A 15,897-nucleotide genomic window follows, 5' to 3' on the forward strand; every position below is an offset into this window, starting at 1 on the left:
GGATCAAACGCTTCCGATCCCGCCGCGGCCCAGATGGGCCGCCGGCGGGATCTTCGTTTCGAGGGATGCCATCGCGCGGATGACCGACACGGCGCGAGAGGCCGCGGCGACGCCCCATCGGCCGGGCGAGGGCCGCGGCGGGTTCTACCGGCCGGACATCGACGGCCTGAGGGCCGTCGCGGTCTCGGTCGTGGTGCTGTTCCACTACGGCCTGGCGGGCCTGCCCGGCGGCTTCGTCGGGGTGGACGTCTTCTTCGTCATCTCGGGCTACCTCATCACGGCCATCACGCGGGGCGAGCTCGCCCGCGGCCGCTTCTCGCTCGCGGGCTTCTACGAGCGGCGGGTGCGCCGCATCGTGCCGGCCTTCGCGCTCGTGCTGCTCGCCACGGCGCTCGCGAGCCCCTTCGTGTTCCTGCCCGAGGACCTGCGGCTGCTCGGCAAGAGCACCGAGGCGTCGGCCCTGTTCGGCTCCAACATCCTGTTCGCGCGGCTCGCCGCCGACTATTTCGACGCCGACAACCTCGTCCTCCAGCCGCTTCTGCACACTTGGTCGCTGGCCGTCGAGGGACAGTTCTACCTGCTCTATCCGCTGCTGCTCCTGCCGCTCGCGCGGCGCCCGCGGCTCACGGCGGCGGCGCTGGCGATCCTCGCCGCGGCGTCCTTCGCAGACGGCAGTTGGGACGCCGTGCACCGCCCGGTCTCGGCCTTCTACCTCCTGCCCGGCCGCGCCTGGGAGCTGCTCGCCGGCGGCCTGCTGACGCTCCTGCCGGCGCGGGCCGTGCGGGGACGCGCCGCGGACGCGGCCGTGCTGCTCGGCCTCGCCGCGATCGGCGCGGCCGCGGCCCTCTACACCGCCGCCACGCCCTTCCCCGGCCCGGCCGCGCTGCTGCCCTGCCTCGGCGCCGCGCTGGCGATCGTCGGGGGAGGCCCCGGCGGGCGGGTGTCGGCGCTGCTGGGCTCCGCTCCCCTGGCCTGGCTCGGGCGCATCTCCTATTCGCTCTACCTGTGGCACTGGCCGGTGATCGTGCTGGCGCGCTACGGCGGCGGGCCGGATCTGCGGATCGCGACGCGCCTCCTCCTGCTCGCCGCCACGGTGGCGCTGGCCGGCCTGTCCTACGCCCTCGTCGAGCGTCCCTTCATCGCGAAGCGCGCCCTGCCCCGGCGGCGCGGCCTGCTGCTCGCCGCCGCCGGGGCCACGGCGGCGTCGCTCGCGCTCGGGCAGGCGCTCGACCTCGCGGGGCGCGGCCTGCTGCCGCTCGGCCGCCTGCCCCCGGCCGTGGCGACGCTGGCGGCGGGCCACTTCGACCGGCTGGAGGGGGAATGCCCCGTGCCGGCCGCGGGCGCGGCGCCCCTGCCCTACCCGTGCCGCTTCGGCGCCGCCGGCGTCGAGCCCGCCGTCGCGCTGTGGGGCAACAGCTACGCCCGCATGTGGGTGCCGGCGCTCGGGGCCGACGCGCGGGCGCGCGGCACCGCCGGCGTGGCGCTGATCTTCTCGAAGTGCCCGCCGCTCGCCGGCCTCGACACGCCGTCGCTGCCCGGCTGCGCGCGCTTCGACCGCGACGCCGTCGCCTACCTCACGACCCACCCGGCGATCCGCAGCGTGGTGCTCGGCTCCGACTGGTTCGTCCAGAGCCCCACCGACCTTGCCCACCTCGACGGCACGCTCGCGGCGCTCGACGCCGCCGGGCTCCACGTGTCCATCCTGCTCGCGCCCCCGCAGGCCGACTATTCCGTGCCGCGCACCCTGGCCCTGGCGGCCCTGCACGGGACCGCGCCGCCGCCGCTCCTCACGGTAGAGGAGGCCCGCCGGCGCCAGAGCGCCTCGACGGCCCTCATCGAGGCCGCCGCGGCCCGCCATGGCGCGACCGTGATCGACCCCGCGGCGCGGCTCTGCGAGGGGGGGACCTGCCCGGTCGCGCGCGACGGGCGCCCGCTGTTCTACGACGCCGGGCACATCACGGTCTTCGCCGCCGAGGGCATCCGCGGCCTGTTCGCCCCCGTCTTCCCCCCGGCTTCCGAGCCGTCCCGCTAACCGCGCGTTGACCCTGCGGGAGGATCGCCCACCGGCGGTAACGGCCGGCTGAGCCTGCGGAGACCATGCTCCCCGGCACGATCATCCCGCGTCCGGGATGCGGGGTAGCGGCATGTCGGCTCTCGCGCGGTTCTCCTCCCTCGATCCCCGGTCCGGCCTCGCGCGGTTCGGCACGGCGCAGGCGGGGGCCGGCGTGCTGCGGCGCCTCGCGCGCGGGCGGGGGCTGCGCCTCCTGGCGCGGACCGGGCTGATGGCGCTCGCCGCGGCGCTGCTGGTGGCGGGCGGGCTCGGCGCCGCCTCCGGCCTGCTGCCGGGCCGGCCGGCCGCGGGCGCGGCGATGACGGCCGCGGGCCCGGCCCCGCGCTGGGCCGAGATCCGGCGCCCCCTGGCGCTCTACGACCTCGCCGGCACGGAATTCTCCAAGCTGCCCAGCTCCTACCGGGCGCGGCGCCGCGAGCCCGACGGCGCGCGGGAGGACGTCATGACCTTCGGCCGCCTCGGCGACGCGAGGCCCTTCCTGCAGGTGTCGCTGCTGCGCCCCGGCGCCGGTCCCTCGGACGACGCCGACGGCGCGGCCGACGGGCTCGCCGACGGCCTGGCGAGGCTGGCCGGCACCCGAGGCCTGACGGCCACGCGCGTCCGCCCCGCGGCGCCGATGGACACCCGCCTCGGCCGCTTCGAGGCCGCCGACCTCCTGCTCTGGGACGGCGGGGCCTCGACCCCCTGCCTAGGCTTCCGCGGCGGCGGGGCGGCGCTGCGCGTGGCGGGCTTCGCCTGCGGGGCGCCGGGCCGCCCGATGGGCCGGGCGGCGCTGGCCTGCGCGGTCGACCGCATCGACCTCGTGTCGGCGGGGGACGACGCGGCCCTGCGCGCCGTGTTCGTGGCGGCGGAGCAGCGGAGCGGTGCCACCTGCCTCGGTGGCCCCTCGATGGCCGCGATGGGACCGGGCGGGCGCAGGCTCGGCTGGCTCGACCCGGACGGCGACCTGCCGCCGCTGCGCGGCCTCTTCGAGGCCGTGAGCCGTCGACGATGAGTCGCGGGCGCGGCGCGGCAAGGGAAACTTAATCGCGATGGCACAGTTGTGTTGTCAAGACGCAGCTGAGGCCGAGGCCACCATGGCGATTCGCTTTTCCACACTGGTGTCGGCCGCCGCGGCCCTCACGCTCCTCACCGCCGGCGCCGCCCAGGCGCAGACCACCCGCAAGGTCGCCCCGACCCCCAGGCAGCAGGCCGCCCGCGCCCATCACCCCGTGGTGATCGCCGAGATCTCGGACGCCACGTTCCAGAAGCCGCTGGTCATCCAGAAGCGCTCGTTCCTCGACCCCGGCAACGTCGTGCCCGTGGGCGCCGATACGCCGGCCAACATCGTCTACAACACCTCCGGGTACAGGCCGGTCTACACGTCCTACGCTCCCGCCTTCTTCGGCACGTCCGAGCTTCCGGGCCGCTTCGACCTGCCCCCGACCAACCCGCGCTTCAACCCCTCCGCGGAGCCGCGCATCCCGCTGCCCTTCGAGTGACGGCCCGCCCGGCGGGCCGCCGGGATCGATCCTCCAGAGCCGGCCCGGAGCGATCCGCGGCCGGCTTTTCCATGCGCGGCCGGGCGGCCAACGCCGCTCCGTCCGAGCCACCGCCGGAGGACATGGCCGCCATGGCGACAGGGCACTGCTCGCCGACCTTGAGGAGCCTATAAGTCAGGCCAGAGCCTGCCGAACCCCCACCGTCCATCGCAGATCGAGAGACCCTGCCCGCGCTCGGATCCAGGAGCCCGCGGACGAGCCCCCCGGTCGCCGACCGCCCGAGTCCATGACCGATGCCAACCCGCCGGCCGCCCGGCCGGCCCCGCAGCCGCTGAACTTCCGCTTCATCGCCCTGATCGTGGCCAGCGCCATGTTCATGGAACAGCTCGACGCCACCATCCTGGCGACCGCGCTGCCCACCATGGCGCGCGACTTCGGCGTGCTGGCGCCCAACATGAGCGTGGCGCTGACCGCCTACCTGCTCAGCCTCGCCATCTTCATCCCGGCCAGCGGCAAGGTGGCGGACAAGTTCGGGGCGCGAACCGTCTTCGCCGCCGCCATCGCGGTCTTCATGCTGGGCTCGGTGCTCTGCGCCCAGGCGCCCAACCTGCCCCTGTTCGTCGCGGCGCGCGCCTTTCAGGGCCTCGGCGGCGCGATGATGATGCCGGTCGGCCGGCTCGTCCTCCTGCGCTCGGTCGAGCGCCGCAACCTCGTCTCCGCCATGTCCTGGCTGCTGGTGCCGGCCATGATCGGCCCGATCCTCGGCCCGCCGGTGGGCGGCTTCATCGTCACCTACCTCGACTGGCGCTGGATCTTCTACATCAACGTCCCCATCGGCCTCCTCGGCCTCGGGCTCGTGCTCCGCTTCATCGCCAACACCCACGGCGAATCCGCCGGGCCCTTCGACTGGTCCGGCATGGCGCTGTCCGGGATCGCGCTCGGCTGCCTGTTCTTCGGCTTCGAGCTCGCCAGCCACCCGGACCTCGTGCGCCTCGTGGTCGCGCTGCTGGCGGTGGGCTTCAGCGTCGGCTTCCTCTACGTCCGCCACGCCCGCCGCACGCCCGACCCGATCATGGACCTGTCGCTGATGCGGCTGCCCTCCTTCGGCACCTCCGTCATCGCCGGCTCGCTGACGCGCATCACGCAGGGCGCGCAGCCGTTCCTGCTGCCGCTGATGCTGCAGCTCGACTTCGGGCTCTCGGCCGCGCAGAGCGGCGGCATCGTGGTCGCGACGGCGCTGGGCTCCATGTCCATGAAGGCCTTCGCGCCCGGCATCCTGCGCCGCGTCGGCTTCCGCCGGAGCCTCATCGCCAACGGCGTGATCTCGTCGCTCGGCTACGCCACCTGCGCGCTGTTCCGCCCGAACTGGCCGTTCCCGGTCATCTTCGGCATCCTGATGCTGTGCGGCTTCTTCATGTCGTTCCAGTTCACCGCCTACAACACGGTGGCCTACGACGCCGTGCCGCCCTCGCGCATGAGCGCGGCGACGAGCTTCTACACGACGTTCCAGCAGCTCATGCTGTCGGTCGGCATCTGCACGGCGGCGCTGGCGCTGGAGGCCTCCATGGTGTTCACCGGCCACGCCCACCCGCAGCTCGGCGACTTCTCGGCCGCCTTCCTGGTGGTCACGGCCGTGTCGATCTGCTCGACCTTCTGGAACGTGCGCTTCGCGCCAAGCGCCGGCGCCGAGATCAGCGGCCACCGCCGCCCCCGCAAGGTGACGGCCGCGGCCCTCAGCGACGGCTACGACCGCGCCGAGTCGGCGTGACGGCCGGCGCGGCCCTCCCGCCCACGCTCCGCATCGACGCCGCGCGCGCCCGCGTGCGGCTGTCGCCGACCGACCCGGCCTTCGTGGCCGACCCCTATCCGAGCTATCGCGCGATCCGCGAGGCCTGCCCGCTGTTCGTCTGGGAGGACTACGGCCACCTCTGCGCGGCCGACGCCGCCACGGTCGACGCGCTGTTCCGCGACCGGCGCTTCGGCCGCGAGGCGCCGGGCCGCCCGCCCCCGCCCGAGCACACGCGGCCCTTCCACGACCTCGACGCCCTGTCGATGCTGGAGCGCGAGCCCCCGGCCCACACGCGGCTCCGCCGCCTCGTCAACAGGGCCTTCGTGTCCCGCGCCGTGGAGCGCCTGCGCCCGCGCGTCGAGGCCCTGGCCGACGCGTTGCTCGACGCCTTCCCGTCGTCCGGCCCCTTCGACCTCCTGCCGCTCTACGCCGAGCCGATCCCGGTGGCCCTCATCGCCGAGCTGCTCGGCGTGCCGGGCGCGGACGCGCCGCACCTCCTCGACTGGTCGCACCGCATGGTGGCCATGTACCGCCCCGGACGGACCCGCGCCGACGAGGACGCGGCCGTCGTGGCGGCGCTCGGCTTCTCGGCCTACCTGCGCGGCCACCTCGCGGAGCGCCGCGCGCGGCCCCGCGACGACCTCCTGACCCTTCTCGCGACGGCTCCCGCCTCGGAGATCTCGGAGGACGAGGCGGCGGCCAACGCGGCGCTGCTGCTCAACGCCGGCCACGAGGCGACCGTGCACGCCCTCGGCCTCGCCGCCGCATCGGTGCTCGGCTCGGGGCTCGACCCTCGGGCGCTGTTCGCGACGCCGGAGCGAACGGCCGCGACGGTCGAGGAAGCGCTGCGCTTCGAGCCGCCGCTCCACCTCTTCACCCGCACCTGCCTGGAGCCCGCGCGGGTGGCGGGCGTGGATTTCGCGCCGGGGACGACGGTCGGCCTGCTGATCGGGGCGGCCGACCGCGACCCCGCCCGCTGGCCGGCGCCGGACCGCTTCGATCCCTTCCGTGCCCCGGCCGCGCATGTCGCCTTCGGCGGCGGCATCCACTTCTGCCTCGGCGCGCCCCTCGCCCGGCTGGAGCTGGAGGTGGCGCTGCCGCGGCTCTTCGCGCGGCGCCCGCGGCTGCGCCTGGCCGGCGAGCCCCGCTTCGCCGACCGCTACCACTTCCGCGCGCTGGAAGCGCTGGAGGTGAGAGGCTAGGCCCTCCGTCCCGTCACTGCGGACGGCGGCGCGTCATCGACATGGCGAGGACGAAGCCCAGGATGAGGGCGGCGGTCCAGAGCGTGCGGGCCATGATGTCGTCCCCTGTTCGACGTGTCGCGTTTGGCGGTTTCCGGACTGGACAAACCGCGCGAAGGCGCATCCGTTCCCGCCGGGGCGGGCCGAATCGCCCCACCGTCGCCGCAGGAGCGCCGCAGCCGTGACGATCGACCTCGTGTGCCTCGATGCCGACGACACGCTGTGGCACAACATGCGCCACTTCGAGGCCGCCGAGCGCGCCCTCTTCGACCTGCTCGCGCCCTTCGCCGCGGCGGGCGTGTCGCGGGCGGCGCTCGACGCCGCGGAAGCGCGCAACCTCCCCCTCTACGGCTACGGCGCCAAGGGCTTCACCCTGTCGATGGTCGAGGCCGCCGCGGACCTGCTCGGCCCGGCGCTGACGGCCGGCACGGTCACCGCGATCCTCCGCGCCGGCCGCGACCTCCTGGCCCACCCGGTCGAGCTGCTGCCGGGCGTGGACGCCGCGCTCGACGCGCTGGCGGGCCGCGCGAAGCTCGTGCTCGTCACCAAGGGCGACCTGCTCCACCAGGAGACCAAGCTCGCCGCCTCCGGCCTCGGGAGCCGCTTCGCCGGCGTCGAGATCGTGTCCGACAAGACCGCCGCCACCTACGCCCGCGTGTTCCGAACTCACGGCGTCCCGCCGGAGCGGGCCCTGATGGCGGGCGACTCGCTGCGCTCCGACGTGCTGCCGGCGCTCCAGGCGGGCGCCTTCGCGGCCCACGTGCCGCACGGGGTGCCCTGGTCGCACGAGCGCGCGGAGGAGCCGGACCACCCGCGCTACCGCCGGCTCGCCGCGCTGGCGGAGCTGCCGGGCTGGATCGACGCGATCGGCAGGGGGCTTTAAGCTCGCGGCCCCGCATCCGAGGCATCGCCGCATGAGCCCGATCCCCGCCCCGCCCGGCCTGCCCGAGGCCGCGCCCCACGTCCGCGTCATCGCCATGCCGGCCGACACCAACCCGGCAGGCGACATCTTCGGCGGCTGGCTGATGGCGCAGATGGACCTCGCGGCCGGCAACGCCGCGGCGCGGCGGGCGCGGGGGCGCTGCGCCACCGTGGCGGTGAACGAGATGACGTTCCACCAGCCCGTGCTGGTGGGCGACGAGGTGAGCTTCTACGCCGCGATCGAGCGGGTGGGGCGCACCTCCATGGTGATCCGCGTCGAGGCGTGGCGCCGCTCGCGCGACGCCGACGAGGTGGGCCGCGTCACGGGCGCCACCTTCACCTTCGTGGCGATCGGCGACGACCGCCGCCCCCGCGCCATCCCGCCCGAGGGCTGACGCTCCCCTGCCAGCCCCGCGCAAGCGGCCTGCCGTCCCATGGACCTCGCGAGAGCCGCACCCGTCCCCGCGGTGCGGCCGGAGGTCCATCCCTTGAGCTTCATCATCGGCATCGTCGTGGCCCTGGGCTGCATGATCGGCGGCTACGTCGCCGCCGGCGGCCACCTCGGGGTGATCTGGCAGCCCTACGAGCTGATCATCATCTGCGGCATGGCGCTCGGCACCTTCATCGTCGCCAACCCCCTGTCCACCATCAAGGACACCGGCAAGGCGATCGGCCAGGCCATCATGGGCAAGACGCCCAAGAACCGCGACTACCTCGACCTGCTCGGCATCCTGTACACGCTGATGAAGGAGCTGCGCGGCAACGCCCGCAACGAGGTCGAGGGCCACATCGACAATCCGAAGGAGTCGGCCTTCTTCCAGAAATATCCGAAGGTGCTGGCCGACACCGACATGACGGCCTTCATCTGCGACTATTGCCGGCTGATCATGATCGGCAACGCGCGCAGCCACGAGATCGAGTCGCTGATGGACGAGGAGATCAACACCATCATGCGCGACAAGCTGAAGCCCTACCAGGCGCTGCAGAACACGGCGGACGGCCTGCCGGCGCTCGGCATCGTGGCGGCCGTGCTCGGCATCGTCCACGCCATGGGCTCGCTCGACCAGCCGCCCGAGGTGCTGGGCGAGCTGATCGGCGCCGCGCTGGTCGGCACCTTCGCGGGCATCTTCCTGTCCTACGGGCTCGTCGGCCCGCTCGCCACCATGGTCAAGGTCACGCGCGACAAGCGCGCGCGGCTCTACGTCATCATCAAGCAGTCGCTGCTCGCCTTCATGAACGGCGCCGTGCCGCTGATCGCGCTGGAACACGGCCGCAAGACCATCTCGGCCTACAGCCGGCCCTCGATCGACGAGGTCGAGAACGAGACGATGGGCGGCGGCGCGGCCGAGCCCGCCAAGAAGGCGGCGTGAGGTGACGGCGACCCCGTCCCCGGAGGCGCCGCGGCGCTGGTTCGACCGCGGCGCCCCGAGCCTCGCCGACCGCATCCCGCTCTTCGCCGAGGCCATGGGCCTCGTCGCCGCGGCCTGGACCGACGGCTTCGCGGCGCTGACCGCGACGCCCGCCGCCTTCACCTTCGCGGGGCTCACGGAAGCGCGCGTCGCGGCGCTGCCGCTGCGGCGCGGGCGCGACCCCGTCTTCGCGGTGCTCGACGCGCCGGGCTGGGGCGCCGCCCTCGCGCTGCAGTTCGACCGGGCCTTCGTGTCGACCGTGGTGGAAGCCCTGTTCGGCGGCGACGACGGCGAGGGGGACGCGGAGGTGCAGGCGGGGCCGCTCACCGCGGTCGAGCGGCGCATCGCCGAGGTGGTGGCCGTGCAGGCGTCCGACGCGCTGAAGGCCGGCTTCGCCGACGTGCTGCCCTCGTCCTTCCCGTTCGAGCGGGTGCAGGTGAAGCCCGACCTCGCCGTGCTGGGCCGCCCCAACGCGGCCGCCGTGGTGGCGCGCATCGTGCTGAAGACGCTCGGCCGCACGGCCGAGATCGACCTCGTCGTCGCCCGCGCGACGCTCGACGGCTTCGCCGACCGGCTGAGCGTGCTGCCCGCCGACGAGCCGGAGAACACCGACCCGCGCTGGTCGGAGCGGCTGGAGGGCCAGGTGTCGCGCGCCCCGATGGCGCTGACGGCCGTCGTGGAGCTCGAGCCGATGACGCTCGGCGCCCTGGCGGGGCTGAAGGTCGGCCAGACGATGGCGCTGCCGCGCGACGCCGTGCGCGACGTGCGGCTCCTGTGCGCGGGGCGCGAGCTGTTCCGCTGCGACCTCGGCCAGTCGGGCGGCCACCACACGGTGCGGGTCGACGAGCCCGTGCCGGGCGCGCTGGCCGGCCTCTGAACCCGGTCAGGGCTCCTGCCAGGGCGCCAGCGGGTAGGGCGTGGAGGCGACGGCGCCGTTGCCGTCGATCTGCGACAGCGCGAGGCGGCACAGCACCAGCAGGGCGAAGAGCCCCCAGTCCCAGCGCTCCATCGCGGGCCCGCGCGCCTGGTGGCGCAGGAAGGCCAGGGCGGGCCCGAGCGTCAGCAGGCACAGCACGCGGGTGTGGTCGAGCGTCGCCACGCAGCCGACGACCAGCATGGCCGCGGCCCAGCACCCGAGCAGCGCCGCCCCGCCCCGCCCGCCGTAGCGGAACGGCCCCGCGAAGCACCGCACGAGGAAGAAGGGCACCAGCGCGGCCGAGACCAGCGAGGGCGGCCCGAGCAGCGCCGCGTCGTGCAGGAGGCCCGCGACGAGCCCCCGCGCGTAGCCGGCGCGGTCGACGAGGCCCGGCAGGACGCGGTGCGCGAGGGCGAGATCGGCCACCCCCGCCAGAAGCACGGCGCCGGACTGCGCCCAGCGCAGCCGCCGCGCCAGCGCGAGGTCGACCGCCGCGACGCCCGCCGTCGACAGCACGGCGAGGATCGGGTTGCAGAAGGCGGCCAGCACCGAGCCCGCGAGCGCCGGCGCGGGGCGGCGCCAGGCGGACAGCAGCAGGAACGCCATCAGCCACGGGTCGAACTTGCCGATCCACAGCGCCAGCGTGTCGACGAGGTGCGAGAAGGCGACGAGGAGCAGGAGGTCGCGGAAGGCGAACTCGCCGCGCCGCAGCCCCACGGCCGCCACGCCGGCGAACAGCAGGAGGCCGAGCCCCCACCAGGTGAGCGCGAGCGCGCCCTCCGGCACGCCGGCCGCCGCGAGGGCGGAGCCGATGCCGTCGAACAGCAGCCCTTCGAGCAGGAAGCCGCGCGCGGGCGGCACGGGGGCGCCGCGCGCGAGGCCGACGATGAAGCCCGGCAGGTCGGCGTCCATGACGCGCAGCCCGTCGACCAGCACCACCGGCAGGGCGAGCAGCGCCAGCAGGGCGAGGCGGCCGCCCCGCGTCGGCAGGAGGCGCAGCGCGGCGGCGCGCGGCCAGGCGGGGAGGGTGTCGGAGCGGTCGAGCATGCGGCGAGTGTACCGCCGAACGGCGTCAGGGGAACGCGGCTTCGGCCGGGACGATCCGACCGCCGCCGCGGGCCGAGGCCCCCCTCACCGATGCCGCAGCATCATCGGCATGCCGCCGCGCGAGCGCAGGGTGATGCGCTGCACGGGCATCACCGCGTGGCCGGGGGCGTGGTCGAAGCGGACGTGGCGCAGCGCCGTGGCGAGCAGGATCACCGCCTCCTGCAGCGCGAAGGAGGCCGCGATGCACACGCGCGGCCCCGCGCCGAAGGGCAGAAAGGCGAAGCGGTCGATGCGGCCGCGGTTCTCGGGCAGGAAGCGCTCGGGGTGGAAGTGGTCCGGCGCGTCCCACAGCGTCCTGTGGCGGTGGAGCACGTAGGGCGACACGACCACCAGCGTGCGGGCCTTGATGCGCAGCGTGCCGAGCATGTCGGGCCCCAGCGCCTCGCGGGTGATGGAGGCGGCCGGCGGGTAGAGGCGCATCGCTTCCTCGAGCGCCGCGCGGGTGCGGACGAAGTCGTCGACGCGGGTCGGGTCGACGCGCCCGTCCGGCATCAGCGCGTCGACCTCGCGCTCGACGGCCTCGCGCTCCTCCGGGTGCTGCGACAGGAGGTAGAGCGCCCAGGTGAGCGTGTTCGAGGTCGTCTCGTGGCCGGCGATCAGGAAGGTGACGACGTTGGCGCGCACGTCGTCGTCCGACAGGCCGACGCCGGTCTCGGGGTCGCGGGCGGCGAGCAGCAGGGACAGGATGTCCTGCGGGGCCGGCGCGCCGGAGGCGAGCAGCGCGCGGCGCTTCTCCAGGATGGCGGAAACCTCCTCCTCGAAGTAGCGCAGCAGCGGGCGCGTGCGGTTGGCGGCGAGGCGCGGCACCCAGGACGGCATGCCGAGCACGTCGAGAGGGTCGAGCTGGCCGGCGGCCTCCAGGAAGGCCGAGACCGCGTGCGCGAACCGGTCCTCCGGGCCGCTCATGGCCTCGGAGAAGACCGTGCGGCCGAGCACCCGCAGGGTGGCGCGCGCCATCTCGTTGGCGACGTCGATGCGGCGGCCGTCCCGCAAGCTCGACCAGCGCCCCACCATCTCGTCCGCCACCTCGACCATGGAGCGCTTGAAGCCCTCGACGTGGCGGGGCGAGAACAGCGGCGCCAGCGCGCGGCGCTGCGCGCGCCACTGCTCGCCCTCGGCCAGAAGCAGGCCGGTGCCGAGGCCGCCGCCCAGCGTGCGGCGCTGCAGCTCGCCCTTGTCGTAGTTGGCGGCGTTGCCGACCAGCACGTGGCGGATGATGGCCGGGTCGCTCACCACGGCGGCGGAGCCCAGCACGTTGCGGCCGTGGACGATCGGCTGCTCGAAGTGCCAGCGCGTCCAGGTGGCGACGGGGTTGTCGCGCAAGCCCTTCAGGAGCGCCAGCGTGCCCGGCACCTCCGCGAGCGGCACTGGCGCCGGCGGCCGCGGACGGCGACCCGCGGCCGCCGGGGCGCGGCGCGGGGGCGCCGGCGGGACTCGGGCCGGCGCGGGATCGAGGGCGAGGGACATGCGGAACTCCGGGCGGCGTCGTCCGGAGGAGATGGGAGGGGGCCGAGGGGGCGGCAAGCGAGGCATGATGACAGGGGGCGCGGAGGCGGGCTTCCGCGGTCAGACCGCGAGGCGGCCGGCGACGACCGCCTCCAGTAGGTCCACAGCCGTGTCCGCGACCCGGTCGCCGGTATGGCGGAGGTAGACGGGCGCCGCGGCGTCCTCCAGGCAGACCATGGGCAAGTCCGAGTCGATCATCACGTTGAACCGCTCCGGGTTTCTCGGAGGCTGATTGGCTTGGAATTTACGCCGTCATCGGAATGGCCTCAAGCGCGGCGTAGAAGGCCGCTTCGGCTTCGGCCGGCGGGACGTTGCCGATGGGCTCGAGCAGCCGGCGGTGATTGTACCAGTCGACCCATTCAAGCGTGGCGTATTCGACGGCCTCGAACGACCGCCATGGCCCCCGCCGGTGGATCACCTCGGCCTTGAACAGGCCGTTGATGGTTTCAGCGAGGGCGTTATCGTAACTGTCTCCTATGCTGCCGACTGAGGGTTCGATGCCGGCTTCGGCAAGTCGCTCACTGTACTTTATGCTGACGTATTGCACTCCACGGTCAGAGTGGTGAATGAGATCGCCGGCAGGTCGGCGCTGGTAGAGAGCCTGCTCCAGGGCGTCCAGCACGAAGCTGGTCTGAGCGGAGCGGGAAGCTCGCCAGCCAACAATGCGGCGAGCAAACACGTCGATGACGAAAGCCACATAGACGAACCCGGACCAGGTCGCGACATAGGTGAAATCCGACACCCACAGCGCGTTGGGACGAGGGGCCTTGAACTGCCGGTTCACTCGGTCGAGAGGGCAAGCCGCCGAGGGATCCGGCACTGTAGTGCGAGCCTTTCTTCCCCGCACGACCCCTTGCAGCCCCAAGACACGCATCAGGCGCGCCACCGTGCAGCGGGCGACGCGGATGCCCTCGCGGCCGAGCTGCCGCCAGATCTTCCGTACCCCGTAGACGCCGAAATTCTCCTCGAACACGCGGCGGATCTCGATCATCAGCGCCGCGTCGCTCCGGGCGCGTGCTGACTGCTTGGTAGGGTCGGTCTGCCGAGCTGCATGAGCGTAGTACGTCGATGGGGCGATCGGCAGCACCTTGCAGATCGGCTCGACCCCGTGAGCATCCCGGTGCTCGTCGATGAAGGCTTTCATGTCCGTGAGCGGCGGTCGAGCTCCGCCATGGCAAAATACGCGCTCGCTTTGCGCAAGATCTCGTTCGCCTGACGCAGCTCGCGGACTTCGCGCTCCAGCGCCTTGATGCGCTCGCGCTCGTCCGTCGTCGTGCCCGTCCGCGGACTCTTACTGCTTTCTGCCTCCTTGATCCAGTTGCGCAGGGTTTCCCCCGAACAGCCGATCTTGGACGCGATCGAACGGATGGCCGCGTGCCGCGAGCTATGCTCGCCCTGGTGCTCCTGCACCATCCGGACCGCACGCTCGCGGACCTCGGGGGAAAATGGGGGTGTGCGCTTCGTCATGGCTCCAGTCTCGCAAGATCAGGAGCCTCCAGGAAACCCGGAGCGGTTCACGTCGCCGATCGCGTGGCAGTGCCGGCCGTCGATCGTCTCCTCCGGCGTGAACGCGCCGTCGCCGATCGGGCCGGTTCCGCTTCGTTCGATGCCCAGGCGAACGAAGTGGCTCCGCCCCGACGAGGTGTCAAACCGTCGATCGGAGAGCTTCCGGAGTCGTGCATCAGTGGGTGTGGGCAGGCTCGGCGTGGGCTGGTGTACGGAGCTGGTGGACCGGTCCTAGGGTCTGTTAGGGCTTGGCTGCAGTCCCTATCTGGGGTGTATGACCCAGTCTGAAGCGATCGACTTTTCCAACGACGAGGTGTGGGCGCTGTGGGCGCCGCTGATTGAAGCAGTCCGGCCCAAGGGCAAGACTCTGCCCCAGGACCTGCGGCGCACCCTGTCGGCCATCGTGTGGCGCCACGACAACGGCGCCAAGTGGCGGAGCGTGCCGCCTCACCTGGGCCCGTGGTGGCGGGCTGCGCAACTGTCGATCCGCTGGTCCAAGCTCGGCGTGTGGCAGCGCCTTCTGGAACTGTGCCAGGAGGGCAACCTGTCGCTGGGCCTCGTGTTTCTGGACGGCACCGTGATCCGGGCTCACCACAAGGCGGCGGGCGCGGAAAACGTATGGCCCGCCCCGTCGGCAAGCGGTTTCTCGGGTCCAGCTTGATCTGTCTGCACAAACGTATCCGGCCTTCCGGCGAGCCGTTGGCCAAGATGGAGAGCCGCGCGTCCTGGTCCCGATAAAAGGGACGGCATCGAGTGCCATTTTCCGCGAAGGTTTCCAGGACGCCGGTTGACAGTCAGGCCATCTCCTCGTCGCCACCCACAGACATCGAGGGCCGACGCTCGTTCCGCGTCAGCCGATCCGGTTCAGGCCGCCACGGGCGCGGCCTTGTAGACGTCGCCGTGGCGCAGCAGCGCCCACACGGTGCGGGCCATCTTGGCCGCTAGGGCTACCACGGCCGCGTTCAGATGTGCCCGGCTGAGCAGCCCGCGCAGCCACGCACCTACCGGCGTGTCCCCCGCCTTCAGCGTCGGCAGGGCGGATCGCGCGCCTTGGATCAGCATCTTGCGCAGGTACTTGCTCCCCCGCTTGGTGATGCCGAGCAGCTTCGGTCGACCGCCCGTCGTCACCTGCCGCGGCACGAGGCCCAGCCAGGCCGCGAGGTCCCGTCCTCGTGCGAAGGTGCTGGCGTCGCCGACGGCTGCCACGAGGGCAGTGGCGTTCAGCGCGCCGATGCCGGGGATGGACAGCAGCCGCTTCGCGCCGTCCTGCGCCTTGGCGGCGGCGGTGAACTCCGCGTCGAAGGCCTTGATGCGCTCGTCGAGGGCAACCCACTGGCGGCGCATGTCGACGATCAGCTCGTGGATCCGAGCGGCCAGGACACGTTCCTTCCCGTCGAGTAGCTCGGCCAGGGCGACGGTCAGCCTGGCGCGCCCTTGCGCTACGATGTGGCCGCGCTCCAGCAGCAGGCTGCGGATCTGGTTCATCAGCGACGTCCGATCACCGACCAGCCTGTCGCGCACGCGGTGGAGCGTCTGCATGTCGAGTTGCTCCTCCGACTTCATCGTCACGAAGCGCATGGTGGGCCGACCTGCCGCTTCGGCGATGGCTTCGGCATCCCGGTCATCGTTCTTCTGTGCCTTGACATAAGGCCGGACGTATTCGGGCGACATGAGCCTGATCTCGTGTCCCTTGGCGGCCAGTGCACGGCCGATGTGGTGCGCCCCGCAGCAGGCCTCCATGGCGACGATGCTGCCCGGGTACCTGGAGCAGAACGCGACGACGGTGTCGCGGCGCATGCGCCGGCGCACCAGGACCTTACCGGCCGTATCCACGCCGACGAGGCTGCACGATGTCTTGCCGAGATCGATGCCGATGATGGAGAGTTGCATGGATTTGCTCCGTCCTCACCCGGGTTGCAGCAGCATGCTATCAGCTGCTGCAGAGGGAGG

Annotated in this window: 14 protein-coding genes, 1 pseudogene and 1 other annotated feature; of the genes and pseudogenes, 10 read left to right on the plus strand and 5 right to left on the minus strand. The window is 73.1% G+C overall.

Translation table 11 applies throughout. The annotated features are described in order from the left end of the window. Nucleotides 1-79 precede the first annotated feature (79 nt). The 9 genes from L7N97_RS08405 (at nt 80) to L7N97_RS08445 (ending at nt 9,789) form a co-directional block, all read left to right on the plus strand. Nucleotides 80-2,032, plus strand: coding sequence for an acyltransferase family protein (locus L7N97_RS08405; RefSeq protein ID WP_237477867.1), 1,953 nt, complete (start codon nt 80-82; stop codon nt 2,030-2,032). Between the two features lie 112 nt (nt 2,033-2,144). After that, complete coding sequence (locus L7N97_RS08410) at nt 2,145-3,065, plus strand: hypothetical protein (protein ID WP_237477868.1); 921 nt, start codon at nt 2,145-2,147, stop codon at nt 3,063-3,065. Between the two features lie 82 nt (nt 3,066-3,147). Then, on the plus strand, nt 3,148-3,552 hold the full coding sequence (locus L7N97_RS08415; protein ID WP_237477869.1) for a hypothetical protein: 405 nt from the start codon (nt 3,148-3,150) through the stop codon (nt 3,550-3,552). Between the two features lie 286 nt (nt 3,553-3,838). Then, complete coding sequence (locus L7N97_RS08420) at nt 3,839-5,320, plus strand: MFS transporter (protein ID WP_237477870.1); 1,482 nt, start codon at nt 3,839-3,841, stop codon at nt 5,318-5,320. Continuing rightward, nucleotides 5,317-6,543 carry a cytochrome P450 gene (locus tag L7N97_RS08425; protein ID WP_237477871.1) on the plus strand — a complete coding sequence of 409 codons (1,227 nt, stop codon included), beginning with the start codon at nt 5,317-5,319 and terminating at the stop codon, nt 6,541-6,543. The genes L7N97_RS08420 and L7N97_RS08425 overlap by 4 nt, the downstream gene beginning before the upstream one ends. Before the next feature lie 220 nt (nt 6,544-6,763). Beyond that, entirely contained in the window at nt 6,764-7,465 is a 702-nt protein-coding gene (locus L7N97_RS08430; RefSeq protein WP_237477872.1) for an HAD family hydrolase, read from the plus strand. A gap of 31 nt (nt 7,466-7,496) precedes the next feature. Further along, nucleotides 7,497-7,898: an acyl-CoA thioesterase gene (locus L7N97_RS08435; RefSeq protein ID WP_237477873.1), complete on the plus strand. Its 402-nt coding sequence runs from the start codon at nt 7,497-7,499 to the stop codon at nt 7,896-7,898. A 93-nt stretch (nt 7,899-7,991) separates the two neighbouring features. After that, nucleotides 7,992-8,873 carry a flagellar motor stator protein MotA gene (gene motA, locus L7N97_RS08440; protein WP_237477874.1) on the plus strand — a complete coding sequence of 294 codons (882 nt, stop codon included), beginning with the start codon at nt 7,992-7,994 and terminating at the stop codon, nt 8,871-8,873. A 1-nt stretch (nt 8,874) separates the two neighbouring features. Then, nucleotides 8,875-9,789, plus strand: a complete 915-nt coding sequence (locus L7N97_RS08445; RefSeq protein WP_237477875.1) for a FliM/FliN family flagellar motor switch protein — start codon at nt 8,875-8,877, stop codon at nt 9,787-9,789. 6 nt (nt 9,790-9,795) lie between these two features. On the opposite strand, the gene L7N97_RS08450 is transcribed toward L7N97_RS08445, so the two are convergent. The 4 genes from L7N97_RS08450 to L7N97_RS08465 all read right to left on the minus strand — a co-directional run bounded on the left by L7N97_RS08450 (nt 9,796) and on the right by L7N97_RS08465 (nt 13,908). Further along, nucleotides 9,796-10,875 (minus strand): hypothetical protein, encoded by a 1,080-nt coding sequence (locus L7N97_RS08450; protein WP_237477876.1) that lies wholly within the window; start codon nt 10,873-10,875, stop codon nt 9,796-9,798. Between the two features lie 84 nt (nt 10,876-10,959). Then, nucleotides 10,960-12,402: a cytochrome P450 gene (locus L7N97_RS08455; protein ID WP_237477877.1), complete on the minus strand. Its 1,443-nt coding sequence runs from the start codon at nt 12,400-12,402 to the stop codon at nt 10,960-10,962. Nucleotides 12,403-12,501: 99 nt separating this feature from the next. Then, entirely contained in the window at nt 12,502-12,642 is a 141-nt protein-coding gene (locus L7N97_RS08460) for a hypothetical protein (RefSeq protein WP_237477878.1), read from the minus strand. A 43-nt stretch (nt 12,643-12,685) separates the two neighbouring features. Next, nucleotides 12,686-13,908 (minus strand): IS3 family transposase gene (locus L7N97_RS08465; RefSeq protein ID WP_237477879.1). Its coding sequence is split into 2 segments (ribosomal slippage): nt 12,686-13,620 and nt 13,620-13,908, totalling 1,224 coding nucleotides; the frame shifts between segments, so codons are not numbered across the junction. Continuing rightward, nucleotides 13,511-13,627, minus strand: a sequence feature (AL1L pseudoknot). (Overlaps the previous gene by 117 nt.) A gap of 313 nt (nt 13,909-14,221) precedes the next feature. Between L7N97_RS08465 and L7N97_RS08470 the strand changes: the two are divergent. Continuing rightward, nucleotides 14,222-14,557 (plus strand): annotated as a pseudogene (locus tag L7N97_RS08470) (transposase); the annotation flags it as partial. A 254-nt stretch (nt 14,558-14,811) separates the two neighbouring features. Here L7N97_RS08470 and L7N97_RS08475 read toward each other — a convergent pair. Next, a complete protein-coding gene (locus tag L7N97_RS08475) occupies nt 14,812-15,837 on the minus strand; it encodes an IS110 family RNA-guided transposase (protein WP_237477880.1) in 1,026 nt (341 codons plus the stop codon). Nucleotides 15,838-15,897: the final 60 nt, after the last annotated feature.

Origin of the sequence: Lichenibacterium dinghuense, from assembly GCF_021730615.1 — a bacterium.
Classification (GTDB): domain Bacteria; phylum Pseudomonadota; class Alphaproteobacteria; order Rhizobiales; family Beijerinckiaceae; genus Lichenihabitans; species Lichenihabitans dinghuensis.

Coding starts and splice junctions, on each gene's coding strand:
- L7N97_RS08455 (WP_237477877.1), bottom strand. CDS start 12,402: ATGTCCCTCGCCCTCGATCCCGCGCCGGCCCGAGTCCCGCCGGCGCCC.
- L7N97_RS08450 (WP_237477876.1), bottom strand. CDS start 10,875: ATGCTCGACCGCTCCGACACCCTCCCCGCCTGGCCGCGCGCCGCCGCG.
- L7N97_RS08435 (WP_237477873.1), top strand. CDS start 7,497: ATGAGCCCGATCCCCGCCCCGCCCGGCCTGCCCGAGGCCGCGCCCCAC.
- L7N97_RS08410 (WP_237477868.1), top strand. CDS start 2,145: ATGTCGGCTCTCGCGCGGTTCTCCTCCCTCGATCCCCGGTCCGGCCTC.
- L7N97_RS08415 (WP_237477869.1), top strand. CDS start 3,148: ATGGCGATTCGCTTTTCCACACTGGTGTCGGCCGCCGCGGCCCTCACG.
- L7N97_RS08420 (WP_237477870.1), top strand. CDS start 3,839: ATGACCGATGCCAACCCGCCGGCCGCCCGGCCGGCCCCGCAGCCGCTG.
- L7N97_RS08475 (WP_237477880.1), bottom strand. CDS start 15,837: ATGCAACTCTCCATCATCGGCATCGATCTCGGCAAGACATCGTGCAGC.
- L7N97_RS08405 (WP_237477867.1), top strand. CDS start 80: ATGACCGACACGGCGCGAGAGGCCGCGGCGACGCCCCATCGGCCGGGC.